Below are 24,841 nucleotides of genomic sequence, written 5' to 3'. Positions count from 1 at the left end.
AGACGTTATTGCTCCTGAACAAAATAAAACGCCTGTTCTTCTTCATTAATTCGAAACATATACATGACTTTGTGTTAACTGTGCCGCCCAATGACGGATATAACGCACATAGTGTATCAAAAAGGATGACTCATTCGGCTGCATAAAAAATACTTCTCTTAAGTATTGTGGCTCTAAGAAGGGCATAATGATCATCTCTCGATATTGAATAATTGCAAATTCAAGTTGAATCGGATTACGCGTATTTTTATCGAATACCGCCTTAAATAAACGTCCAAGTAAAAACTTTTCCTTCATCAAATAGCTGGACATCAACTCGCGAACAAGCTGATTGTCAAGCGTCATTTCCCGTTGAACAAAGCGAGAAAGGTAAAAATACCGCTGTTGATAACGAATCAGTTGTTCTGCAATGATTGTTAATTGCTCAGCTCCGGATACCTTACCCTCGTGCTCCTTCTGAGCCTCTTCAAGTGTCGTCAAATACCCTTCGAAGAATGTTGACATCAAGTATTCTAATAAACCTTGTTTTCCCCCGAAATAATAGGAAACGAGTGCAACATTCACACCAGCATCAGAAGCAATCGCACGCACAGATGTACCGTCATAGCCGCCCATGTTGAACAATTTTAGTGCTGAATGAACAACCGCTTCTTTTGATTTTTTCCTACCGACCTGAGGTACACTTTTGATTGTCAATCATCTTCACTCCTATCTTGACTGATTCGGACACCAATCTGCTGCTCTTACTATATACGTTCGGCGTAAATGACGTCTACCCTTTAAAAAGCTTTCGACACCAACGCTGAAATATCCGACTCTTTCTGTTAAAATGAGAGTACTTTCACTGATAATCGGGGTGTAAAACGAATGAACTCTGTCAATAAAACGCGAATTCAAGTGCTTGAATCCTTAATAAAAGATGAACCAAACCGTATTGCTAATCTCGCAAACGCATCCGCTTGGCTAAACGAATGCCTGGATAAAATTAATTGGGTTGGCTTTTATTTACTCGAGAATAACGAACTTGTTCTCGGTCCCTTCCAAGGAAAAACTGCCTGTATACGGATTCCATTGGGGAAGGGCGTCTGCGGAACTGCAGCCCAGGAAAAAGAAATTATTCGTGTCCCAGACGTACATGAATTTCCCGGTCATATTGCGTGTGATGCAGTTTCCCGCTCAGAAATCGTGGTACCGCTCATCAAAAACGAAGAATTGATTGGCGTTCTCGACATCGATAGTCCGATTTGTGATCGATTTTCAGAAGATGATCAGCAATTTCTTGAAGCATTTGCTGAAACACTTGTTGCTCATCTGTAAGCTTGACATTATCCCTTAAATAAAGGTATAATTGCCTTCGTGTAAAATGAGGCAGCACTGGAAGGGTCCAAAGCATTTCTATTTTGTTCCTCTTGATATACAAGAGGTGTACTGTGTAACCTAGACTGCCTGGGCGAAGGTACAAGATGGCAAAATATCTTTGGAAGAGCTTGCAGAGGTGTCATTTTATACCGCGTGGGTTTGTTTCTTTAGATCATAGGTCTAAGGGACACTCTCGAATAAAATGACGAAGGAGGAGTCATTCTATGGCTCGCTATACTGGTCCGGTTTGGAAGAAATCACGCCGTTTGGGTATTTCACTCAGCGGTACAGGTAAAGAACTTGAAAGGCGTCCGTACGTTCCTGGTCAACACGGCCCGACACAACGTATTAAGTTGTCTGAATATGGACGTCAACAACAAGAAAAGCAAAAACTGCGTTTCATGTACGGTTTAAATGAACGTCAATTCCGTCGCACATTTGATGATGCAGCGAAAATGAAAGGCGTTCACGGTGAAAACTTCATGATTCTGCTTGAATCTCGTCTTGATAACCTTGTTTATCGTCTTGGTTTGGCTAGAACACGCAGACAATCACGTCAGCTTGTTAACCACGGTCACATTACCGTTAACGGCAAACGTGTAGATATTCCGTCTTATCGTGTAAAACCAGGTGAAACGATTGGTGTCCGTGAAAAATCACATAACCTCGTAATCATCAAGGATTCTGTTGAAACGAATACATTTGTTCCAGAATACCTGACTTTTGACGAAAAAACTCTCGAAGGCACATACAGCAGACTTCCTGAACGCTCGGAACTCCCTGCGGAGATCACAGAAGCAATGATCGTCGAATTCTATTCAAAATAATAGAACACGTTGTAAAAAATCCTTGCAGCTTAGCTGTGAGGATTTTTTTTTGCAAGGTAAGGAAGTATTAAACTTTTTGCTTAAAGTGGAGCAGAGACGCGAGACGACTTCGGGATCAGGTGCCAGCGAGACCTCGCAGATCCTCTGATTCGAGGAGGCTTGCGGTTACCCGCGGCAAGCCGTATTCGATGCCTCATCAATGCAAAATAGACCGCCTGAGAAATTTTTGCACAGTTATACTTATACAAACAAACCTTATCAGCTTTCTTTTATTGTGATAACAAAGGATTATGCGAGTGGAGTAGAGAAAAAAGGTTAAAACCCTTTTTTAACTACACATTACTAATGTCATCTACCCGAATTGCGTTTATTCTTTTCAACAGTTGAAATTTACGCTAATATATAAGAAGCTTTAATTAAATTTTTAGAATGTTATAAGCTATTCATGACTAAATTTCAGAGGAGTTTTGCGCATGCGTGCCCCATTAAAAAGCTTTTCCGATTTTTTCGACCGGTTGGCGGAAAAATGGGCCTCAAGTTCAGTGATACAAACGGTACAATCGATAACCGGTTTCATTTGGAATTCTCTCTTACTCACGATATGTATAATCGTTATCGGATTATGCTTTGCGGCCGGTACTGTTTCCGGTTATTTCGCTGCTCTCGTCCATAATCAGCCCGTGCTCAGTTATAAAACACTGAAACATGATATTAACAATTATTCTCAGAGTAGTGTCAGCTACTTTGCAGGTAATATTCCAATTGGGAATATGAACAGTGATCTCGTCCGAACCAAGACACAATTGAAAGATATCTCCCCATATTTAACACATGCTGTTGTAGCAACCGAGGATGAACTCTTTTATCAGCACCATGGTGTTGTCCCCAAGGCTGTTATTCGCGCAAGCATGGAGGAACTGCTCAATAAACCACAAGTGACAGGAGGCAGTTCGATTACACAACAATTGGTCAAAAATCAAATTTTGACCAATGAAGTGTCCCTCGACCGTAAGTTCAAAGAAATTATGCTTGCACTCCGTGTAGAACGCTTTTTTACTAAGAATCAAATCCTTGAATCTTATCTGAATATGGCTTCGTTTGGCCGTGATGCATCAGGAAAGAATATAGCCGGTGCTGCAGCAGCAGCCGAAGGAATTTTTGGTGTCAAAGCAGACAAGCTCTCACTTGCTCAAGCAGCTTTTATCGCTGGTCTTCCAAAAAATCCATTTACATACTCCCCATTTCAAAACCATGGTGGACTGAAAGAAGATATGTCCCCCGGAGTCAACAGAGCACATACTGTGCTTAGGCGAATGTATGCAGCAGGGTATATCAATAAAACGCAATTGAACACTGCATTGAACTATGACTACAAAAAGCACTTTGCCAAACCCGAAAAAACGATCAATAGTGATTATCCTTATTTGTTAAAAGAAGTACAAGATCGTACAACCATCATTTTCGCGGAAATCATGGCTCAAAAACAAGGGTACAGCAGCGATAAATTATACACAGATTACATCAACTATCAAAAAATGGTCTACGAGCATAACAACAATGTATATGCAGGAAAGACACTTCAAGAGATTGCCAAAATTCATGATTTCGATTTTGCTTCCGTGCAAAAGCATGATGTTCTATTTACGGAATTTATGAGAGATGCATCCATTGATTTGGCAAATGGCGGTTATCGTATCTACACAACAATCAATAAACCGATCTATGATGATATGGAAACATTTGCACAGAACTATTCCGGTTATAGCCCAGATCAGTATGCACGTACGACAAATGGACAAATTCAAGAAATAAAAGATAGTAAAACCGGAAAGATGGAAAAAGTGAAAGACCCGATGCAAGTTGGTTCTATTCTGATTCAGAATAAAACCGGCCGCATCATTAGCTTCGTTGGCGGTCGAGGATTCGGCAGTTCACAATTAAATTATGCAACTGAAGTCCCCCGCCAAAATGGATCAACGATGAAACCATTGCTTGTCTATGCACCGGCGATGGAGCTCGGTCTCATTCAACCCGGTTCAATTGTTCCCGACCTTCCTTATAAACGCACAGTAAATGGAAAAATCTATGCTCCGACTGATTACGGGTCAACATCGAGCAGCAAATTGTACCATGGATTTGAAACTGCACGTGCAGCGCTTGCCGCTTCACATAACGTGCCTGCAGTCAGTGTATTTACAAGACTAAGCAATGTAACAAATCACGCACCGGATTACTTGAAAAAAATGGGCATCACCTCACTTGTTGGCACGGATGGTCATAACGTCTCAGCAGCGCTAGGCGGGATCACAAGAGGCATAACGATCGAGGAAAATACCAATGCGTACACGACGTTCGCCAATAATGGTAATTTTGTGGATGCATACATGATTGACAAAATTACCGACAGCACTGGAAAGATTATTTATCAACATAAAATAAAACCTGTCCCTGTATTCTCGAAACAAACCAATTATCTTATGCTTGATATGATGCGTGATGTTTTTAAATATGGCACCGGAGCCGCACTTCCGCATCTGCTACAATTTTCTGCAGACTGGTCAGGAAAAACAGGAACGTCACAGGATTGGCGTGACTCATGGCTTGTTGCGTCAAACCCAAATATCACGATGGGTGTTTGGAATGGCTACGCACATAATCAGCAATTGAATAAAAATATCTATTCCACACAAACGAAACAACTATGGGCAGGATTTGCCAATCGTGCATATGACGTAGACCCTGATCTTATGGCGCCAAAAGCTCGATTTAAACAGCCTAAAGGTGTTGAAAAGACAACCTATTGCGGGCTTACCGATGGAAAAGCCACCCCATATTGTAAAGCAGCTGGCTTTGAGGAAAATGATTTGATCAACAAGAAATATTTGCCGAAAGCATCCATTGAAGTGCTTGAACCGCTCAATGGACAACCAGATACCGGGACGCAGGCCGTCAATGAACAGAATCCTTCTACTGATAACCAAGCGAATCCTAACCAAGCGAAAAATGAGAAAACGACCGATTACTCGCTCTTTCGCATTAAGCCTGATTTCTTAAAATCTAGATTTCCTTATACTGATTTACATTCAGCAAATCAAAAATTACTTGGCAGGATACGCCCTTAATCTAAGCTCATCTTATGATTCGAAAAACTGGGCGAAGTAAAGTCCTTAAGCCCTGCCTGATTTTGGTGACGCTCCGGTTGCTCGCTTGCACCGAGCGTCTCTATTTTTACATAAATACCATTAGGTTGTTCGTGTATAATGAAAGCCCCTACCAAAGAGAACCATTGTTCAGTCGTTTCTCTCAAGTAGGGGCTTTACTGTTTTTTCATTAAATTTTTTGTTATTTTGTTGATTTTCTGTTATCGATACGATGCGGAAGAACAACAGTCATGCTGTCTACCTTTTCATTATTCATCAATTTAGTGAGCAACCGCATCGCAACCGCACCGATATCGTATGTAGGTTCTGCGATACTTGAAAGCGTTGGGCGAACCATTTGAACAAGCCTTGTATTTTCACTGCTGACGACTTCAATATCTCCAGGAACACGTAATCCTTCATCTTGGATTTCATGAATGGTTCCAATCGCCATTTCATCCGAATCCACGAAGATTGCAGTCGGCTTGATCTCTTGGTTTAAAAACTGAGCAGTGGCTTCTTTACCGGATTCATAGGTATAGTCTCCTTCGGTCACCAAAGATTCATCAAATGGTAACTGATGAGCCTCAAGTGCCCTTTTATAACCATTCAGCTTGTATTTTCCATTAATCGGTACTTCCACAGGACCATTAATGAAAGCGATCCGACGATTACCCTTTTCGATGAGTTCTGAAATAACTTCAAAAACAGCTTGTTCATAATCAATCGTTACTGAAGGAATTTCATGCTGCTCGTCTACAGTTGAAGCTAGAACAATCGGAACATTTGACTGCTTGAATTCCTCAATATGTTCGTGATCAATCTTACCACCCATAAATACAATACCATCCACTTGCTTACCAAGGAGCGTTTGAATCAATCGAATTTCCTTGTCCTTATTTTGATCAGAGTTACATAAGATGATGTTGTACTTATACATGGTTGCAATATCTTCAATACCGCGTGCGAGTTCCGAAAAATATACACTTGAAATATCCGGAATAATGACACCTACAGTTGTTGTCTTTTTACTTGCCAAGCCTCGAGCAACTGCATTGGGACGATACCCCAACCTTTTAATTGCTTCAGATACTTTTTTTCGTGTTGTCGGCTTTACATTTGGATTGCCGTTCACTACTCGAGAAACAGTCGCCATTGAAACGCCAGCTTCTCGAGCTACATCGTAAATTGTTGCACTCAAAGCTCATTCCTCCTCAAAATCCACCAAATTGTCTATAGTCAGCCTGAAACCCTGTTCATGCTCTATACCGTTTTCATTTTATGGTAACTCAAAGATACATCAATTAGTCTTGATGCCCACATTCAAATACTAACAAATTTTGACTGGATTCGCTATATTTATTTCACTTTGTCTACACAAACAAGGATTACCGAAAGCGCAATCCACTGTGTATTCATCTATGGGATGAATAAAAAATAAATGTATTGGCGCAATCAATAATCCTTGGGGATCGGGATCATTTGTTCATAGTGATCTTGTTTTTCACTCTTGGCAGGGGAAATTTGGTGTGTCAATTCGATCGACTTCTGCTTTGCTGTCTGAATGAATTCTGAACCTTTCCCTTTCAAAGAGATGCTCTGTTTCTGAATATCTTTTATTACTCTTTTTCCAGAAGGAGCCGCAAGTAGAAAAATTGCAACCGCACCAAGCGCGCTGCCTATCATTAGACCTGTAAAGAAAGCAATTCCTTTTCCTTCGGAATTCGCTTCACGTCGGCTCATGAAAAACGCCCCCTTATTTCTCTACTTTATTGTCTTTACTAACATTCTGCCAGCGATGCACAAGATCGATTATTGCTTTGCCCCATTGGAGGGTTTGAGCAATCTTGCCCGATTGTTCTACACCTTTAGATTCAATGCTTGATGTGACTTTTTTCACTGAATCATTAACAGTATTCAGCGACTGACCGAATCCTTCAACCGCATCAAAAATACTGTTCAAACTCTTTGACTTTCTCTGTATATCTTCAGCAAGCGTGTTTGTCCGATGCAGCAGTTCTGTTGTTTCCTCACTCAAACCTTTCATCTGTTCCTGAACATCTTCTAAAGTTGAAGCAACGTCATCCATAGTCTTCTGCGCAGAACTCAAGGTCTGGGACAGATAATAGACAAGAACAGCAAAAGCAATGGCAATAACCGCAACAGCCAAATACAGGATAATGATCACCGTACTTCCTCCCTTTCAATCGATTCCGTATTAGTTTGATGATTCAGCGTAAAACTATACCTATTTCCAGAATCAAATAAAAAACCTTTGTCTACTCTATTATCTTAACATTTACAAAGAGTAAAACAAAGGCGTATGAAAATACATTAGAAAATTACATTGGTGATGAATTCAGTGCTTCTTTGTAAGCATTTTGATACTTCTGAATGTCACCTGCTCCCATGAAGAGCAGAACACTGTGTTTAAATGCTTTTAAATCGTCAATAGTGCTATTATGCAGAATATGTGAGCCATTTATTCGATCTTGAAGATCATGAATGGAGAGCTTACCGCTTTTCTCACGAGCAGATCCGAAGATATCACATAAGTATACAGAGTCAGCTGTTCCAAGTGCCTCCGCAAACTCATCCATGAACGTCATCGTTCTCGAGTAGGTGTGCGGTTGGAAGATCGCAACAATTTTGCGATCTGGATATTTTTCACGAGCAGCTTCAATGGTCACACGGATCTCCGTTGGATGATGGGCGTAGTCATCAATCATCACTTGATCATTCTGTTCAAGCCTTGTTTCAGAGAATCGCCGTTTCACACCGTGAAAGAGTGCTAACCGCTCTTGCACAAGTTCAATCGGAACATTCATATAGTTACAGAATGAGATCACACCAAGCGCATTCAATACATTATGATTGCCGTAACCGGTGATCTTAAAATGTCCATAGAAGTCATTACGCACGTAGACGTCAAATTCCGTTCCTGAATCATCATTAAGGAACTTTACATTTCTTGCTTGAAAGTCATTTTCTTCATTAAAACCGTAATAGATGATTGGTACATTCGATTTGATCATTTGTAACTGTTCATTATCTCCACATGCGAACACCGCTTTTTTCACTTTAAGCGCAAGTTCCTGAAACGCACTGAATACATCCTCAAGATCTTTATAATAATCTGAGTGATCAAACTCAATGTTCGTAATGAGACAATAATCAGGATCTGCATGCAAGAAATGACGTTTGTATTCGCAAGATTCCCAAATGAAGTATTTACTGTTATCATTTCCGGACCCTGTTCCGTCACCAATCAAATAAGAGGTTGGCGCAAAATCTTTAAAGACAAAAGATAGCAACCCTGTTGTCGATGTCTTTCCATGTGTACCTGTTACGGCAACACTGGTATATTTCTTTGCCAAGTCACCAAGAAAGTCATAGTACCTATAGACAGGAATACCCATTTCTTTAGCCTTTGCAATTTCTTCGTGCTGATCCGGAAAAGCATTCCCTGCGATGACCACTTCGTCAGATGTAATATTCTTCTCTGTAAAGGGTAAAATTTTAATTTTTTTGTCTTCTAGTGCCTTCTGAGTAAAAAAGCGTTTGTCATAATCAGATCCCTGCACGTCATGGTGCAAATCTTGAAGGATTTGAGCCAAAGCGCTCATTCCTGTTCCTTTTATGCCAACAAAATGGTATTTCGTCATACAATGACCTCCATAAATGCTTCGTACATGATCAGATCGCTGTAATTGACTAATAGTATACGTGAAAAAGGACTATTCCGTGTACTGCCGATCCGATCGTTGCCGATAACCTAACCTACAATGATCCATCTACTCGAAAATGATCTTAATCATCCATAAAGACGCGAGCAATAAATGACACTTCTCATCCATACTTTGATTCAATGCCTATAATGCCCGACACTTATTTTAACCTTAAATATCTAGGTTGTAAAAACAAAATTATCCTTTTTTCTCTTTGAAATTAGAATTCACTACGTTCCTGTTCGGTCAGCTGTTTTTCTAATTTATCTTTGGACATCAATACCTGTCGAGGCTTGCTTCCATTATTGGAAGAAATGACATTACGCTGCTCAAGTTCATCAACAAGACGCGCCGCACGATTGTAACCGACTCTGAAATGGCGTTGTATACTCGATACCGATGCCTGACCTTGTTCAACGACGAAAGACATGACTTCATCAAGTAGTTCATCGACTTGATCAGAGCGTTCATAATCGGTACGAACCATTTCCGGTGAAAATAGGTAATCCGGTTTCGGCCAGTCATGAAATGCATGAGTCACAAGATTAATTTCCTCATCCGACACATAGCATGCCTGCAGTCGGCGAAGACTACGTGATCCATTCTCCGCAAACAACAAATCGCCTCGTCCAAGCAATCTTTCGGCACCACCACAATCCAGTATTGTTCGGGAATCCGTTTGTGAAGACACACTGAAAGCAATCCGTGTCGGTATGTTTGATTTTATTAAGCCGGTAATCACATCTACTGATGGGCGCTGCGTGGCAACAAGTAAATGGATGCCTGCGGCCCGAGCTTTCTGAGCAATTCGGCATATAGACTCTTCAACATCCTGAGGAGAGACCATCATAAGATCAGCAAGTTCATCAATGATGATGACAATATTGGGGATCTTCTCGCTCTGAGTCTCACCTTCACGTACTTTATTATTGTAGCCTTTCATATCACGCACTGCGTTTTGTGCAAAGAGCCGATATCTTCGTTCCATTTCATCAACCGCCCATTTGAGTGCGGCAGCTGCTTCTTTAGGTTCTGTAATCACAGGTGCAGCTAAATGTGGTATTTCTTGGTACGGAGCCAGCTCAACGACTTTAGGGTCGATCAGCAGGAAACGAAGATCTTCCGGAGTCGTCCGGTAAATTAAGCTTAAGATTAACGAGTGAATACATACACTTTTTCCTGATCCGGTTGCACCTGCAATTAGGCCATGTGGCATTTTTGCCAAATCCGTAACCACTTGGTTGCCCGAGACATCCTGGCCGAGTGCCGCAGTCAATGGTGCTTTACTATTCTGATAGTCCGATGAGGTCAGTAATTCCTTAAGCAATACCGGCTTGCGAACCTTATTTGGAATTTCAATGCCGACAGCACTTGTTCCAGGTACAGGAGCGATTCGGATTTGCTTTGCTGCTAGACTGAGCTTAATATCCTCGTTCAAACTGAGCACTTTATTGATTTTCACACCTGGATGGAGATGTAGATCAAATCGTGTTACACTGGGGCCCTGCACAAAACCAATCACATCAGCATCTACATGAAAATTTTCAAGCGTCTCAATTAAGATCGCCTTCTTCTCTTGAATCCATGTATCACTGTCTTTCTCGGACTGCGGCGAATCCTTTAGTAGGTCAAGCGAGAGCTGTAATTGCGGACGCTCCGCTGTCGCTGATACTGTGTGAACTGGCGCCTCATGTATTGGTGCCGACTTTGATACATTTCTATCCGATTTAAACATCAATACATTAAAAGGTACTCTTGATTGAGTATCCTGACGATGTGGTGATCGGGGAAGACGACTGTTGATTTTCATCATTTGATGGTGTTGCCGAACCGGTGGTTGTTGTACCTCTGCTTGCGGGCCATCAGTATTCGGCATCTCATTAAGTGTTGGATTTACGGTTGACGTCGGTTGCTCTTGAGCATCAGTCATATTCGAGTGATCTCGTTGTTCACTTCGCTCATCGATGTGCTGCGGTGCTCGGTTGGTTTGCTCCGCATTTCTATACATTATTTTCTTGTTTTGGTCATGAAATACTTCCGCTTTTCTGCTTAGCGATGGCTGATCAATAATTTCTTTATCAACTACGTGAGCATCGGAATTCCTTTGCACTGGATTATGTAATTGTTCCTCTTTTTTCCGTTCTAAGATTTGCTGTTTTTCCTGTGCTTCCTTTTCCGCATCTAGATAATAGTCGGATTCTGGATTCCCCTGATAAAAATTTGCAGGTGGTTGACGATAGCCAAATACTGGAGAAGGGACCTTGGTTGGGCGGAATGGTGCCTTTTTTCTTTGGCGAGGTCCTCTATCCTGAATACCCTCTTCTGTTTCACGCTTTAATGGGACTTTTGGCTTCGTCAATTCATGAAGCTCTTCGCCAGGATATCGGGCAAGCATTTTCACGTCAACTTTTCGTTGTGTATCTGTAAAACGACCTACACGTGATTGAGGTTGCTGAGTTATACGATTCGCTTCTTGATCATTGTCAGCATCTTCATCATCTAAGCTGAAAAAGCGACGCCACCAGCTATCGGTCATTGCGATTCACCTCACCTTTTGTGACTCTTAATACGATTTCTGAACTTTTGATGCCACATCTAAATAAAAATCTAATCCTGTCTTCGTATCAGGAGCAAGAACAAGTATCCCGCGCTTTTGCGGTGCATTTGGCAGAGCAAGTTCACGTGCAGAGCAGATCATTCCGTCTGACGCCACGCCTCTTAAGACTGTCGGACGAATGATTAAGCCACTGGGCATTAAGGCGCCTAGTTTTGCTACAACGACTTTCTGACCTTGATCAATATTAGGTGCACCACAAACAATTTGCAATGTTTCCTGCCCGCATTCGACGCGACAAACATGCATATGGTCTGAGTCAGGGTGTTTCTCCATGGCTAGTACGTGACCGGTAACTATTAATGGTTGTAGATCATTTGGAAGCATTGTCTCTATGCCAGATTCAGTCAACTTTTGATTGAGTCGATCAATGAGTTGAAGATCCGGTTTCACTTGTCCGGAAGTAAGGCCATCAAGAAAGCTGGATACATGAAAGAAATTGATACCAAGTGTTTCCTTTGTCTCACGATCATAGATTCTTGTGACGTCACCATTACTTTGAAGTGCTTGATTTTCTCCCTCCTTCACGTACACGATTAATGTGTCTCCTATTCCCTCACGATTATAATAAAGAATCATCACTTTACTCCTTCCAGAATTGGCAATACCATGTTACATGTTACCGTTTTGATTTACCCGGCATTGGCCGTTTATTGGCCATAATGAATATAGGCTCGAGTTTCCCTTTTTCAATGATAAAGGGAAGCATGGTTATTCTAATAGTTCCTGATGTATAGAACTTCATCGTCATCTGCGCTAGAATATCATAACCTTCCGGATTCACAACATCACCGAAAATCAATACATCCTGATGTGGAATCGCAACGGTTAAATCTCCATGCGCTTTTGCCTGCATATCTGAGACCAGCTTCCGATTCAGTATTCGGCTGGCATCAAAACCATCATTCGTGTGTATAAAATAGAAAGTATTGTTCTTCACTACATCTTTTTTTATTTTTATTGGCAAGGCACTTAGGTTAAACGATGCTAATTCGATCAATGACTGCTCATCCAAACCTTCCTGATCCAGAAATTGGTCATCGATGAGCCGGCAGGCATCGCCGAGGTCTAGTGCATAAAAAATTTTCGTTTCAGCAGTATGCGCGCTTGTAATCAACCGTCGACCATCCGATGTATGGTCAGGAAAAGATGCCGAGCGAATTACCGGGAAAATTTTGCTTTCCTTTCCCTTCAAATGCGGCGCACTTGCCATGGCATGTAGTCCACGATCAATAGCAAGGATTGTCTGATTCAGTGCTTCTTCGCCATCTTCATGATAACGCCTCAGAAGTTCTGAGAGCGAAAGACTTACACCTTGTCCGCTTGTCCTCTGCTCAATACGCATGTGTTCTTTTGCTTTGTCCACATGGATCGTTCGTCCTTCGGTAGTCAATTGGCGATCAAGGATTTTTATCATTTCCGCTAAGTCCATTGTCATCAGCTCCTTTTCTTTCCAACTAGAACACCGTTCAGGCACAAGAAATTTCTTAAAACAGATATGGTATTAGTTTAGCATAGACTAGCTTGTAATTTAACAGAAACACTTAGCTTTCCAGATCTTGCAAGCTTTTCTGATGCGCATACATACCTTCAATAAGTTTCAGAATATGGAAGAACATCTCTGTTCGAGTCACTCTTCCTTCAGTTAAAATGCCAATTGTTCCGCCATGAGTGCGTACATTTTTCTGATGCGCATAGAGATCAGCAATGTCTCCGAGCTCCTGACCGGCTCGAACACCTTTGGCTAATAGTTCAGGGAGTAGAATTCTTGCACCGCCGGCACTGATCACATGTCCGGAACGGTCTGCAGCAGCTGCCCAATTACAAAGATACAGCTCTCCTTCGATATCCTCCACGCCACCTTCCATGCCAACACCGAAGGAAACTTCTTGATCATAAGCGAGTACTGCTTTTGCTCGATTTATTGAACCTTGTCGCGTTTCAAGATCAGTCATCGGCATGGCAGACACACCAGAAGGTACATCAAAACTACGAATGCTTGCATCACGGTGACTTTCTTGAATGAGCTGCCTCACTGCTTCTATTTTTGCCGGATTTTTCGTACCCACACCAATAATCATTAGTGATTTCCTTCTTTCTGCATCTGATTAACGATTTTGTTTGTCAATGAACGGAAATAAGTCTATAAATAAAAGAAAGACCTTAGCTATTTTTTAAGGTATGACTGCGACTGATTTCGGCCCAATCTCCATTGCCTAACATACTGTAGAACGGAGGAATGATCATGAGCAATCGACTCGGTGCAGCAATAGTTGTCGGCACAATTACCGGTTATCTTGCCGGGATTGCCACATGCCAATTCATTAATAAGAAAGGTTCCTTAAGTTCAGAAAACGTATTAGCACGTGTTAAAAAAGCAGTAAGCGAACAATGGCCAATAAATGGGGCATGGATATACCTTTCCCCTCAGTCATGGTCTAAAGACGATTTCACCCATTTTGTGTACAAAGGCGGTCTAACTTCTGATGAAGACGGAATCATTCACCATTTTGATTTTGTCGCTGATGCGCATACAGGATCATTATTGGAACTTAAAGCGCAATAAAGAGAAGATCAGACGTACATCCAGTGAAGAAGAACATAAAAGAACCGGCCCCTGCTATTCGCTTGGGGCCTTGTTTCATTCATTGGATATTGCCTCGCAACGATAGATGCGCTGGCCTTTTTCCGAGAATTTTTCTTCATACTCCGTGACGACATTATCATTAACCTTTGCATGATGCAGATCAAGGCTGATGTTTTGTAGCGTAAATCCATATTTGGAAAAGCTCTCAAGTGAGTATTCAAACAACCCTTGATTATCCGTTTTAAAATGTAGGATGCCACCTTTTTTTAACACATACTCATATTGAGCAAGGAATGCAGAATAGGTGAGTCTACGTTTCTCATGACGATTTTTCGGCCAAGGATCACAGAAATTGAGATAAAGTGCATCCACTTCGTCTTCAGCAAAAAACTCCGTTAATCCTCTTGCGTCTTCATTTATTAATCGGACATTATTAAGATCATCATCCAAGCATTTCTCTAGTGCACCAACAATAACACTCTCATGTAGTTCAATACCTACGAAATTGTTATTCGGGTACTTCTTAGCCATCCCTGTGATAAAACGTCCTTTTCCAGATCCAATCTCTACATGAAGCGGCGCCTCTCTATGAAATTCCTCATGCCATTCACCGTTGTAATCTCTAGGCGACTGAATCACAATATTCGAATGGCGGTCAAGTTTTCCCCTTGCCCAAGGTTTATGGCGTACTCTCATGTATAACGCTCCTTTAAGCTTAAAAATTTATCAATAAACAGAACAGTACATTTCTCTATGCTATCTGTCTGCGTTTATTATTTATTTTACCATTACAAGAACAACTTCCACAGTGCATCGGCATCGTTAAAGTGCTGCTGATCGCAAAAAAGTGCATCCCTCAGAAACAACTGAAAGATGCCCGTTCATGTCGCCCTTTATCCGGCTGTTCAGCGCATGCTGACGCCTTAATTGTCTGTACGATTAATGTACAAACTTTGCAGCATACTCATTCAACCATAGTAAATCTTTTTCGAACAAGATCATTTTCTTCATTTCAGCATGTTCCTGATGCCAAAACATGAAGCGCAAAGTCATCGCTACCATATGCCAAAGGAGCCGAAGATGAAGCATGTGATTCAACTCAATCCCGTAGAGTGCAAGCCATTTCTCCCACTGATCTTCTTCAACATACCAGTACAAGAGCATGGCAAGATCCATAGCAGGATCTGCAATAACCGCCTGATCCCAATCAACAAGATACAGATGTTGCTCATCATGACTGAGCATCCAGTTATTATGATTAATATCCGAATGGCAAACCCGTTTTATTGGATATTCTGCCATTTCTGCCGTATCTTTCAAAAAATTGATCGCTTGACAGAGTGCACGCGTCTCCTGTCGCCCCTTTGCCTGATCAACAAGGGTATTTAACATGTGTTGTGTGGTTACCGGTTTTTTCCCAAGTCTTCTCAACATTGAGAGAAGCGGTTCAGAAGAGTGAATTTTTTTCAGCAGACCAGCAACTTGCTCTGAAGACATTTCCTTAGGCGTCAACACTCTTCCGTTCATCCACTTTTGGGCAGTAAGCACATCCCCATTATCCATGCGCCTTGTCCAAAGCAATTTAGGAACGATTCCCTCTGCAGAAAGGACAGCAAGAAAAGGGGAAGAATTTCGCTTGATAAAGAGCTTATTTCCCCCGGAACTTGCCATATAGGCTTCTCCTGTTAGTCCTCCTGCCGGAGAAATATCCCAATCTTCGCCATCAAAAAAACTGATCAAAGCAGTCCACCATTGCCTTTCTAAGCCAGTCTTGTTCTCCGTCTCCAAAAAACAGACTATGCCTAAAAATATACCACTTTCCTGCTCAATCAACAATCAAAAAAATTAAGAGATTATGATTGATTCTCAGTCATCAACCCTAGATTCCGCTATGGTTTCACTGTGTTGAAGAATCATCTCAGCTGCATCCAATTGTTCTCTCTTCAATAATAGTGCATGTTGATCAAGCCACTCAAACCATTTTCTCTCATTCCGGCGATCAACAAAATCCGTCTCGTAACTGCTCATCACCTGTTCAATGTAACCATCTGGTGCATAGACCGCTGTTTTAATCACCATCTCATTCAATCCATGATTTCTCAGAAAAGCAGAAACTACAGCTTTAGATCTTCTCAACGAAATTAAAGGATTGATTAATTGTTTTGTAGCGCCGCCATTTGTAATTTCACACCACGTTCTTTGTGAAACACTTTGGAACACATGACCAGGTTCTCCAATAAGCGGATGTACGCAACAAATAAGATCGTTGCCGATGATCAAAGAATCAAGCTGAATAGAACCTGATTTTGTGAGTAGCACAGGTTGATACATAAAAAACGAGACGTCATTAATTCTGGTCAGAATTCTCCGTACCCAGTGTTCCTCTTGCAAATGCTTTGGAGACTGTGATACTTCAAATGCTGTGCGTGTCGCCCATCCCACTTGCTTTTCAAAGAACCAGTTTTCAAACTGAGCTTTTATGGATTTATTATCTTTATCGTCTCGATCTGATTGGTCTTTAATCGTTGATGTGTTTCCCCACTTTTCTTTCCACTCTTCCATACGTCTCTTCTTTAACCAAGTGAATCGATTTGCATAAGCACGCAAATCCAACTGATAACGTGATACACATTGGTTAACCTTAATGAGTTGGGCCATTTTCTGTTCACCTTCACTGTTCTAAGCCTTCACTTATGGATGTGCTCAAAGACAAATTAATTGTCAATTACCAGTATAAAACATTCAATTGAAAAGTAGTTATTTTTCCAGAAAGGGAAACTCTGCAACGGATTGATATTGAGGCAGTTGTCCTGGACATACCTTAAAGAGCGACACATGAGTGACCTTCCATGTGCCACTCAAAGCCATCAGGTTTTCTAATTGTAGCTGACTGTGCATCATCCCTTCATCCCACCGTTTCGCCAATGTGATATGTGGATGAAACGTCCGGTGGTCAATCGGAATTCCATGATCCCCCAATGGTTCCCCGAGCCGCTCTCGAATCGTCATGAGCGTTTTGGAGTGCTTAACGGACGCATAGAGAACCCGTGGCCGATTCGGATCGCCAAATCCCTCCACACGAGAAAGTGTTAATGAAAAGGGAGAGAACTGCTCTGTAATTCTCTTGATTTCATTGAGAATAGTCAATCGTTGGGCGTCGTCAAGTGCCCCGAAGAAAAACAGGGTAAGATGAAAATCACGAGAATCCGTCCAACGTTTAAAGCGCACATAAGGAGCAACCTGCTCCGAAGTTTGTTTGAGCGTAAGCGCGATCGGTTCAGGTAACGGAACAGCTAAAAAAAAATGATCGGACATATTTGTCATTCCTTTCGCAATGATCATACTGGTCTTAGAAGGTTATTACAAGATATTAAAGTATTTAATTATAGAAAATGCCCCTTTTTACTAGGAAATAATCCATCGACGGTCGACCCATGATCTATTTCTCCTGTATAATGGAAATAATAAGAGGATTGTTCGGTTCATCTTCCCATATGGAAATGAACGGAGAAGGAAAAGAGAGGTATGTATGGATAAAGTCGTCCAATCAATTAATGATCTTGTTGGAAATACGCCTATGGTACGCTTGAATCGTCTTCCCGATCCAAATGGCGCCACAATTTATGTGAAACTGGAAAATTTTAATCCCACCAAAAGCGTTAAAGACCGGGCCGCCTTATACATGATCCTTGAGGCAGAGCGGGAAGGTATTCTGAAACCGGGAGCTACTGTTATTGAACCCACTTCCGGGAATATGGGCATCGGTCTTGCAATGACCGCAGTTGCCCGTGGATATAAGGCGATCATTGTTATGCCGGATACAATGACGCAAGAGCGAATTAATTTGCTGAAGGCATTTGGAGCAGAAGTCGTACTTACTCCTGGAAAAGATAAAATGCCCGGAGCTATTAAGAAAGCAAGGGAACTTGCACAGCAACTTCCTAATAGCTATATGCCGATGCAATTTGAAAATCAGGCTAACCCTGAGGCTCATCGTAAAACAACAGCGCCTGAAATCATTGAAGACGTTCACACGCTTGGCCGACCACTTGTAGCATTCGTAGGTGCAGCGGGTACCGGAGGCACAGTAACAGGTGCCGGTACTGCTTTAAAGGAAGCTTTTCCGAATATGACCGTACATATTTGTGAGCCTGCCGGATCACCGGTATATTCTGGCGGGAAACCAGGTCGGCATAAGATTGTAGGCACGAGCCCCGGCTTTATACCGAAGACGATGGATCTTTCGATCGTTGATGAAATTATTGACGTCACGGATGAGGATGCTTATGAAATAACGCGACGTCTTGCAAGTGAGGAAGGCATTCTGTGCGGTCCTTCTTCCGGAGCCTCTGTCTATGTCGCATTGCAAGTTGCAAAACGCTTTAAGCCGGAACAATTGGTGGTATGCATAATTAACGATACCGGAGAACGTTATTTATCCGGAGATATATTTCCACACTGATTTTCAAAAGGTGTCTCAATAGTCAATTGACTGTGAGACACCTTTTTTAAATGGGTACATGAGTGATCACAGTATAAATTCGCGTGTTTCAGCGAGTCCGTTCCTGAATCAGGGACCAGCGAGACCCCGCAGACTTTTGCCTGCTCGAGGAGGCTTGCGGTACGCCCGCGGCAAGCGAGCAATCGGAGCAAAATTAATACAAAATAAGGACTGGATGTTTTTTGCCCAATTATTAAAGGTTAAGGTTTTTTCTTTAAAAATGAGCGAAGATGTGAGACGCATGCGGGACTGTTCCAGATGATCGCGTACCAGCGAGACCCCGCAGATATTTGCCTGCTCGAGGAGGCTTGCGGTGCGCCCGCGGCAAGCGAGCAATCGGAGCATAATTGATACAAAATAAGGACTGGATGTTTTTTGCCCAATTATTAAAGGTTAAGGTTTTTTCTTTAAAAATGAGCGAAGATGCGAGACGCCTGCGGGACTGTTCCAGATGATCGCGTACCAGCGAGACCCCGCAGATATTTGCCTGCTCGAGGAGGCTTGCGGTGCGCCCGCGGCAAGCGAGCAATCGGAGCATAATTGATACAAAATAAGGATTGAAAAAATTTCTTAAACAACGAACATTTTAAATAAACGAACCTAAATGAATAAAATGAAATAAAATTTCCATAAAATGTTTGACTTTTTCGATTAAAGAGTTATATTTAAATTGTTTAATTCGATAATTCAATGACATCATGACTCTGATAGGGGTTTTTGGCGTCTCACGGTTCTGTGTTGGCGACCATAGAGATGATCCATCATCTTCCTAACCCATAGCATTTGGAAGTATTTCCTTGTGAAAACTCCTCTGTTTTTACTCTTTTTTGAATATTTTGCTCAATAGAAGGCATACCTTTTATTGATAAATAATCTAGGGAGTGGTTATTTGGGTCCTTCAACTGATCGTATGCTAAATCGCGTTAGGTCCGTTTATTTGTTTATTCGCAGACAAGGTACTGTCACGACGAAAGAGCTGGTTGAAGAATTTGACATGACACAGAGAACAATGCAAAGAGACTTGAATATTCTCACTTATAATGATTTGGTCAGAAGTCCTAGAAGGGGACAATGGACCGTAACGAAGAAAAAAGTGAAAGTATCGTGAGCTGTTTAATAACAGCTCTTTTTATTTGACCTTTTCCCTCCCCTACATCAATTAAAGCGTTTATAGGCAAAATTCATTTTGGAACATAGACTATAAACGATTGTTATCCAATTATGTACAGGGAGGAAAGAAACATGTTTTCAAGCCCGAATTCCGAATCGATCCCAACAGACGCAAGCGCATTTCAACCGTCTTCAGCACCAAGAGGAATAATTAATCCGCAACCTACGTATTCCATTCAGAATGATCCAACGGCTCTTCCATTTCAATCACCATCAGAGATCGCATTTCCATTTCCACAAACGCAAGGATTCACCGAACCTTATAAGGAGAACAGCTTTGAATGGGACGGTACATCACTAGAAAACCGGCAAATGCAGCAACCGCCTCGTCCACCTCAACCGCCTTTTAATCCGCAACAAATTGAAAGGCGATTAACCCAACTTGAACGACAACAACAACAAATTCAGCGGCAGTTACGACAGGTTGAACAACAACAGCAGCAATTTGAGCGGCAATTACGCCAAGTTGAACGGCAGCAACAACAAGTTCAGCGTGAACTTCAAAGCTTAGATCGTCGTGTGCGTGCCCTTGAACAAAGACTTGGGTTTCCTATGCCGCCTATCGGTATTCCGGGATTTCCTCCAAGATAAGCAGCACATAAAAAAAGTCGAAACAATCGTTTCGACTTTTTTTATTATGCAGTTCAAGCTACAGTCATTCCGCTTGTTTCCCTCTGAAATTCCCAACCACGCGTCTTAATAAGCCCGTCCATTTCGCAAGAAGCAAATAAACGGCAGCTCCAAGAAGTACACTTAAGAGAATAACAACAATCGCCTCTCCTTTACTGCTTGGTGAATGTCCACCGAAGATTAAGAAGATGAGTTGAATCACAAGGCCCATCATGACCGTATACCCAATAATATGGATAAGCTGATTAGCAATATTTGAGTAGTGATAGTCCGTTGCCCTTTTGATTGCAATTAAATTAATCAGAATGCATAATGTATAACCTATATCTGTTGCGATCACTGGGCCAACCATACCGAAGAGTTTCATGGATACGGGGTTAAGTAATATTTTAACCAGTACTCCAGCACCAAGACTGAACAGGGTCACTCTTTGATGATTAATGCCTTGAAGAATAGAAGCGGTCACTTGGAACAGTGCAAAGAAAATCGCTGTTGGGGCATACCACATCAAAATGCGTCCGCCGATCGCTAAATCGACGGGGTCGATTTCAAAGAGTAACCCATGCACCATATACCCTAATAGAGACAAGCCAATCGATGCTGGAATCGTAAGAAATAATACCAATTCAAAAGCTTGGGTAATCTTATTGTTGACATCCTTTAGACGTCCGACAGAATACGATTGAATGATTGCAGGTACGGCACTTACGGCAAGAGACGTTGCCAGAGTTACCGGGATCATCACCATTTTCTGATCATTCATGGTTAAATCAGTAATCACCTTTTTCGTAACGTCTGCACTGTATTCAAGGTAATGATAAGCCATTACTTGGTCAATGAGCTGATAGAGCTGCATCGCAATGCCTACAGCGACAAAAGGAACAGCATATGTTACAAGCTCTTTATACATAGAGAGATATGAAATTTTAGAGCGTCTAGTCAAGGTTTGTTCCAATTTATTGAGATACGGACGTCTAGCGACCCAATATTGGAGCATAACGTAAAGACCGGCTACCGCTCCGACAAATGCCGCAAAAGTAGCGAGGGAAGCAGCCGTAACTGCTGATCCATTAAATACCTTCATGACTAGAAATGCACTAACGAGAATAAAACCAACGCGAATAATTTGCTCAACAACTTGAGAAACTGCTGTTGGTCCCATCGATTGAAACCCTTGAAAATAACCGCGTAACAGACTCATAACCGGAACAACCAATATTGCGATGCTAACCACTCGGGTAACGAGAATGACATTGGGCACCTCAGCAGAGGGAACACCATAAGTAGCGACTATATTTGGCGCTCCAAGAAACAAGATCATGAAACCGATCAAACCGGTTATAGACATTAAGACTATTCCAGATTTAAATAGACGCTTTCCCGATTCATAATCTCCAAGCGCGTTATACTTTGATACGAATTTAGAAACTGCCAGCGGTAAGCCCATCGTTGAGATACTAAGCATGATCGCATATGGCGTATAAGCATATTGGTAAAGGAAGGATCCCTCCGTACCCGTTAATGCATTATAGGGGATAACAAATAAAATACCTAACAATCTTGAAGAAAAAGCAGCAATGGTAAGAATCATCGTGCCCCGGATCATTTTTGATGCGGACATCTGTCAACGCTCCTAAACTCTCAATTGGGCAATAATGCCCACAACTCTTAGTATTTTACCATATTCATTTAATCATGCAGCATCGATATGGTAAGCTCTTCCATGAATTGTCACATTTCATCGTAAAAACGTAAAATTTATCAATGCAACAAATGATTTCTAAGTACAAAATAAAAGTCGCTTCTATGCTTTCGCATGAAAAGCGACTTTTTAGTGGGATGGCCTTTATTTAGCCACAATATTGACGAGTTTATCGGGAACTGCGATCACCTTTTTGATCGACTTTTCAGCAAGCTGTGCCTTAATTTGCTCGTCGCCAAGCGCCATCTTCTCAAGTTCGTCTCTTGATGTTCCTTTATCTACATTGAGCCGCGCACGAATCTTGCCATTAATTTGAACAATAATCTCAATTTGTTCTTCAACGAGCTTATTGGCATCGTAAACCGGCCACATTGATTTTTCAATGGACTGATCATGGCCAAGTAGCGACCAGATTTCTTCACTAATATGCGGAGCGACAGGAGAAAGAAGTTTAATGAAACCTTCCGCCATCGATGCAGGGATCTTGTCTTGTTTGTAAACTTCATTAATAAACGTCATGAGTTGTGCAATGCCCGTGTTGAAATGCATGATTTCAAAGTCTTCACTAACCTTTTTAACAGTCTGGTGATAAGCTTTTTCAAATTCCTCGCTGACTGTTGCATTCGGAGCTACAATTTCAGAAAGCTTTCCTTCGGACGTTACAAACAGTCTCCAGATACGGTCGAGGAACCGACGTGAGCCGTCAATTCCAGTCTCCGACCAAGGCTTCGCAGCATCGATTGGTCCCATAAACATTTCATAAAGGCGAAGCGTGTCGGCACCGTGAGAAGCAACGATGTCATCCGGATTGATCACGTTCCCCTTCGATTTGCTCATTTTCTCGTGATTTGTTCCAAGAATCATCCCTTGGTTGACGAGTTTTTGGAACGGTTCTTTGGTCGGTACGACGCCTAGATCATAAAGTACTTTGTGCCAGAAACGTGCATACAGCAGGTGGAGTACCGCATGCTCTGCCCCGCCAACATACAGATCAACCGACATCCAGCGTTTCAGTTTTTCCGGATCTGCCAGTTTTTCTTTGTTATGTGGATCGATATAACGAAGGAAGTACCAACTACTTCCCGCCCATTGCGGCATGGTGTTTGTTTCGCGGCGTCCCTTCATGCCCGTTTCAGGAACCGTCACTTCAATCCAGTCGGTTATGTTGGCAAGCGGTGATTCTCCCGTACCGGATGGCTTGATATTTTTTGTTTTAGGAAGACGAAGCGGCAGTTCTTCTTCTGGAACAGCTTTAAGCGACCCATCTTCCATATGGATAATCGGAATCGGTTCGCCCCAGTAACGCTGGCGACTGAACAGCCAGTCGCGGAGCCGATACGTAACTTTACGGCTGCCGACCTTGTGAGCGACGAGCCAATCAATCATTTTTGCGATCGCTTCTTGTTTTCCGAGTCCATCTAGAAAACCAGAATTGACATGTTTGCCGTCACCTGTATAGGCTTCCTTGGACAGATCGCCTCCGGCAACAACTTCAACAATCGGCAGATTAAACTTCGTTGCAAATTCATAGTCACGATCATCATGTCCAGGAACCGCCATAATGGCGCCTGATCCATAAGTAATCAAAACATAATCAGCGATCCAAATCGGTACTTTTTTACCGTTAACCGGGTTGATTGCATATGCCCCGGTAAACGCACCGGTTTTCGTTTTTGCCAGATCCGTTCGTTCCAAATCGCTTTTTGCTGCCACATCAGCGCGGTATTGATCAACAGCCGACTTCTGTTCCGGTGTGACAATCTTATCGATTAATTTATGCTCCGGTGCGAGCACCATATAGGTTGCACCGAACAGCGTATCCGGACGTGTCGTGAAAACTGTTACTTTTTCATTTTCGAATCCGTCAATGGCAAACTGCACTTCAGCCCCTACAGAGCGACCGATCCAGTTACGCTGCATCTCTTTAATGCTATCCGGCCAGTCGAGATCGTCAAGATCATCAAGCAGACGATCGGCATAGGCGGTAATTTTCAGCATCCATTGCCGCATTGGCTTGCGAATGACCGGATGCCCGCCGCGCTCGCTCTTTCCATCAATAACCTCTTCATTTGCCAGAACGGTTCCGAGTGCCGGACACCAGTTCACCGGGACTTCTGCACTATAAGCGAGCCCTTTTTTGTACAGCTGCAGGAAGATCCATTGCGTCCACTTATAGTACTCCGGATCGGTTGTGTTGAGTTCACGATCCCAATCGTAGGAAAAACCAAGCGATTTAATCTGCTTTTTGAATGTAGCAATGTTCTGTTCTGTAAAATCAGCCGGATCGTGTCCGGTATCCAGTGCGTATTGTTCCGCCGGAAGCCCAAAGGCATCCCACCCGATTGGATGCAGCACTTCGAAGCCTTGCATCCGTTTCATACGCGCCATAATATCGGTTGCAGTATAACCTTCCGGATGTCCGACATGCAGTCCTTTTCCTGACGGATATGGAAACATATCTAGTACATAATATTTAGGTTTATCCGAATCATCATGGGTCTTGAATGTTTGATGATCATCCCAATAATTTTGCCATCTTGCTTCAATTTTTCGATGGTCAAAGGCCATTGCCATGGCGTGTTC

At 42.2% G+C, this 24,841-nt stretch carries 22 protein-coding genes; 7 read left to right on the top strand and 15 right to left on the bottom strand.

The annotated features are described in order from the left end of the window. Nucleotides 1-45: 45 nt before the first annotated feature. A complete protein-coding gene (gene refZ, locus NIE32_RS07295) occupies nt 46-615 on the bottom strand; it encodes a forespore capture DNA-binding protein RefZ (protein WP_381450963.1) in 570 nt (189 codons plus the stop codon). A gap of 252 nt (nt 616-867) precedes the next feature. On the opposite strand from refZ, the gene NIE32_RS07290 reads away from it, so the two are divergent. From NIE32_RS07290 to NIE32_RS07280, 3 genes are all read left to right on the top strand, one after another. Further along, nucleotides 868-1,317: a GAF domain-containing protein gene (locus NIE32_RS07290; RefSeq protein ID WP_253054361.1), complete on the top strand. Its 450-nt coding sequence runs from the start codon at nt 868-870 to the stop codon at nt 1,315-1,317. Nucleotides 1,318-1,583: 266 nt separating this feature from the next. After that, nucleotides 1,584-2,186, top strand: coding sequence for a 30S ribosomal protein S4 (rpsD, locus tag NIE32_RS07285; RefSeq protein ID WP_253054360.1), 603 nt, complete (start codon nt 1,584-1,586; stop codon nt 2,184-2,186). A 473-nt stretch (nt 2,187-2,659) separates the two neighbouring features. Continuing rightward, nucleotides 2,660-5,308, top strand: coding sequence for a transglycosylase domain-containing protein (locus NIE32_RS07280; protein WP_253054358.1), 2,649 nt, complete (start codon nt 2,660-2,662; stop codon nt 5,306-5,308). A gap of 220 nt (nt 5,309-5,528) precedes the next feature. Here NIE32_RS07280 and ccpA read toward each other — a convergent pair whose 3' ends face one another. The 8 genes from ccpA to NIE32_RS07240 all read right to left on the bottom strand — a co-directional run bounded on the left by ccpA (nt 5,529) and on the right by NIE32_RS07240 (nt 13,749). Then, a complete protein-coding gene (ccpA, locus tag NIE32_RS07275) occupies nt 5,529-6,527 on the bottom strand; it encodes a catabolite control protein A (RefSeq protein WP_253054356.1) in 999 nt (332 codons plus the stop codon). 254 nt (nt 6,528-6,781) lie between these two features. After that, nucleotides 6,782-7,069, bottom strand: coding sequence for a YtxH domain-containing protein (locus tag NIE32_RS07270; protein ID WP_253054354.1), 288 nt, complete (start codon nt 7,067-7,069; stop codon nt 6,782-6,784). Nucleotides 7,070-7,082: 13 nt separating this feature from the next. Further along, nucleotides 7,083-7,514: a DUF948 domain-containing protein gene (locus tag NIE32_RS07265; protein WP_253054352.1), complete on the bottom strand. Its 432-nt coding sequence runs from the start codon at nt 7,512-7,514 to the stop codon at nt 7,083-7,085. 154 nt (nt 7,515-7,668) lie between these two features. Then, nucleotides 7,669-8,991: a UDP-N-acetylmuramate--L-alanine ligase gene (murC, locus tag NIE32_RS07260; RefSeq protein WP_253054350.1), complete on the bottom strand. Its 1,323-nt coding sequence runs from the start codon at nt 8,989-8,991 to the stop codon at nt 7,669-7,671. Nucleotides 8,992-9,274: 283 nt separating this feature from the next. Continuing rightward, nucleotides 9,275-11,590 (bottom strand): DNA translocase FtsK, encoded by a 2,316-nt coding sequence (locus NIE32_RS14235; protein WP_290443502.1) that lies wholly within the window; start codon nt 11,588-11,590, stop codon nt 9,275-9,277. A 27-nt stretch (nt 11,591-11,617) separates the two neighbouring features. Beyond that, nucleotides 11,618-12,247, bottom strand: a complete 630-nt coding sequence (gene ytpR / locus NIE32_RS07250; RefSeq protein WP_253054348.1) for a YtpR family tRNA-binding protein — start codon at nt 12,245-12,247, stop codon at nt 11,618-11,620. Between the two features lie 40 nt (nt 12,248-12,287). Further along, nucleotides 12,288-13,100: a DUF1444 family protein gene (locus NIE32_RS07245; RefSeq protein ID WP_253054346.1), complete on the bottom strand. Its 813-nt coding sequence runs from the start codon at nt 13,098-13,100 to the stop codon at nt 12,288-12,290. A 112-nt stretch (nt 13,101-13,212) separates the two neighbouring features. Beyond that, a complete protein-coding gene (locus NIE32_RS07240; protein WP_253054344.1) occupies nt 13,213-13,749 on the bottom strand; it encodes a DUF84 family protein in 537 nt (178 codons plus the stop codon). A gap of 164 nt (nt 13,750-13,913) precedes the next feature. On the opposite strand from NIE32_RS07240, the gene NIE32_RS07235 reads away from it, so the two are divergent. Next, entirely contained in the window at nt 13,914-14,234 is a 321-nt protein-coding gene (locus NIE32_RS07235; RefSeq protein WP_253054342.1) for a hypothetical protein, read from the top strand. A 75-nt stretch (nt 14,235-14,309) separates the two neighbouring features. Here the strand turns inward: NIE32_RS07235 and trmB are convergent, their stop codons facing one another. The 4 genes from trmB to thpR all read right to left on the bottom strand — a co-directional run bounded on the left by trmB (nt 14,310) and on the right by thpR (nt 17,570). Beyond that, complete coding sequence (gene trmB, locus NIE32_RS07230; RefSeq protein WP_253054340.1) at nt 14,310-14,951, bottom strand: tRNA (guanosine(46)-N7)-methyltransferase TrmB; 642 nt, start codon at nt 14,949-14,951, stop codon at nt 14,310-14,312. 243 nt (nt 14,952-15,194) lie between these two features. Further along, nucleotides 15,195-15,926, bottom strand: a complete 732-nt coding sequence (locus tag NIE32_RS07225; protein WP_381450966.1) for a phosphotransferase family protein — start codon at nt 15,924-15,926, stop codon at nt 15,195-15,197. 195 nt (nt 15,927-16,121) lie between these two features. Further along, nucleotides 16,122-16,913, bottom strand: a complete 792-nt coding sequence (locus NIE32_RS07220) for a hypothetical protein (protein WP_253054337.1) — start codon at nt 16,911-16,913, stop codon at nt 16,122-16,124. Between the two features lie 99 nt (nt 16,914-17,012). Then, nucleotides 17,013-17,570, bottom strand: coding sequence for an RNA 2',3'-cyclic phosphodiesterase (gene thpR / locus NIE32_RS07215; RefSeq protein ID WP_253054336.1), 558 nt, complete (start codon nt 17,568-17,570; stop codon nt 17,013-17,015). Nucleotides 17,571-17,784: 214 nt separating this feature from the next. On the opposite strand from thpR, the gene cysK reads away from it, so the two are divergent. From cysK to NIE32_RS07200, 3 genes are all read left to right on the top strand, one after another. Further along, nucleotides 17,785-18,717 carry a cysteine synthase A gene (gene cysK, locus NIE32_RS07210; protein ID WP_253054334.1) on the top strand — a complete coding sequence of 311 codons (933 nt, stop codon included), beginning with the start codon at nt 17,785-17,787 and terminating at the stop codon, nt 18,715-18,717. Between the two features lie 928 nt (nt 18,718-19,645). Continuing rightward, entirely contained in the window at nt 19,646-19,864 is a 219-nt protein-coding gene (locus NIE32_RS07205; protein WP_253054508.1) for a DeoR family transcriptional regulator, read from the top strand. A 134-nt stretch (nt 19,865-19,998) separates the two neighbouring features. Then, nucleotides 19,999-20,517: a hypothetical protein gene (locus NIE32_RS07200; RefSeq protein WP_253054332.1), complete on the top strand. Its 519-nt coding sequence runs from the start codon at nt 19,999-20,001 to the stop codon at nt 20,515-20,517. 64 nt (nt 20,518-20,581) lie between these two features. Here NIE32_RS07200 and NIE32_RS07195 read toward each other — a convergent pair whose 3' ends face one another. Further along, the gene (locus NIE32_RS07195) at nt 20,582-22,177 is read right to left on the bottom strand and encodes a putative polysaccharide biosynthesis protein (protein WP_253054330.1); all 1,596 of its coding nucleotides are present in this window, start codon (nt 22,175-22,177) and stop codon (nt 20,582-20,584) included. Nucleotides 22,178-22,402: 225 nt separating this feature from the next. Further along, entirely contained in the window at nt 22,403-24,826 is a 2,424-nt protein-coding gene (gene leuS, locus NIE32_RS07190; protein WP_253054506.1) for a leucine--tRNA ligase, read from the bottom strand. Nucleotides 24,827-24,841: the final 15 nt, after the last annotated feature.

The sequence above is a fragment of the Sporolactobacillus kofuensis genome (assembly GCF_024125425.1).
Lineage (GTDB): Bacteria > Bacillota > Bacilli > Bacillales > Sporolactobacillaceae > Sporolactobacillus > Sporolactobacillus kofuensis.
The sequence above is the reverse complement of the archived record's forward strand: the minus strand, read 5'-3'. Positions and strand labels throughout refer to the sequence as shown.

Bases quoted from the DNA above. Each gene is read 5' to 3' on its own strand.
- refZ (WP_381450963.1), bottom strand. From the start codon at position 615: ATGGGCGGCTATGACGGTACATCTGTGCGTGCGATTGCTTCTGATGCT.
- NIE32_RS07290 (WP_253054361.1), top strand. From the start codon at position 868: ATGAACTCTGTCAATAAAACGCGAATTCAAGTGCTTGAATCCTTAATA.
- rpsD (WP_253054360.1), top strand. From the start codon at position 1,584: ATGGCTCGCTATACTGGTCCGGTTTGGAAGAAATCACGCCGTTTGGGT.
- NIE32_RS07280 (WP_253054358.1), top strand. From the start codon at position 2,660: ATGCGTGCCCCATTAAAAAGCTTTTCCGATTTTTTCGACCGGTTGGCG.
- NIE32_RS07270 (WP_253054354.1), bottom strand. From the start codon at position 7,069: ATGAGCCGACGTGAAGCGAATTCCGAAGGAAAAGGAATTGCTTTCTTT.
- murC (WP_253054350.1), bottom strand. From the start codon at position 8,991: ATGACGAAATACCATTTTGTTGGCATAAAAGGAACAGGAATGAGCGCT.
- NIE32_RS14235 (WP_290443502.1), bottom strand. From the start codon at position 11,590: ATGACCGATAGCTGGTGGCGTCGCTTTTTCAGCTTAGATGATGAAGAT.
- ytpR (WP_253054348.1), bottom strand. From the start codon at position 12,247: ATGATTCTTTATTATAATCGTGAGGGAATAGGAGACACATTAATCGTG.
- NIE32_RS07245 (WP_253054346.1), bottom strand. From the start codon at position 13,100: ATGGACTTAGCGGAAATGATAAAAATCCTTGATCGCCAATTGACTACC.
- NIE32_RS07240 (WP_253054344.1), bottom strand. From the start codon at position 13,749: ATGATTATTGGTGTGGGTACGAAAAATCCGGCAAAAATAGAAGCAGTG.
- NIE32_RS07235 (WP_253054342.1), top strand. From the start codon at position 13,914: ATGAGCAATCGACTCGGTGCAGCAATAGTTGTCGGCACAATTACCGGT.
- trmB (WP_253054340.1), bottom strand. From the start codon at position 14,951: ATGAGAGTACGCCATAAACCTTGGGCAAGGGGAAAACTTGACCGCCAT.
- NIE32_RS07225 (WP_381450966.1), bottom strand. From the start codon at position 15,926: ATGGCAAGTTCCGGGGGAAATAAGCTCTTTATCAAGCGAAATTCTTCC.
- NIE32_RS07220 (WP_253054337.1), bottom strand. From the start codon at position 16,913: ATGGCCCAACTCATTAAGGTTAACCAATGTGTATCACGTTATCAGTTG.
- thpR (WP_253054336.1), bottom strand. From the start codon at position 17,570: ATGTCCGATCATTTTTTTTTAGCTGTTCCGTTACCTGAACCGATCGCG.
- cysK (WP_253054334.1), top strand. From the start codon at position 17,785: ATGGATAAAGTCGTCCAATCAATTAATGATCTTGTTGGAAATACGCCT.
- NIE32_RS07200 (WP_253054332.1), top strand. From the start codon at position 19,999: ATGTTTTCAAGCCCGAATTCCGAATCGATCCCAACAGACGCAAGCGCA.
- NIE32_RS07195 (WP_253054330.1), bottom strand. From the start codon at position 22,177: ATGTCCGCATCAAAAATGATCCGGGGCACGATGATTCTTACCATTGCT.
- leuS (WP_253054506.1), bottom strand. From the start codon at position 24,826: ATGGCCTTTGACCATCGAAAAATTGAAGCAAGATGGCAAAATTATTGG.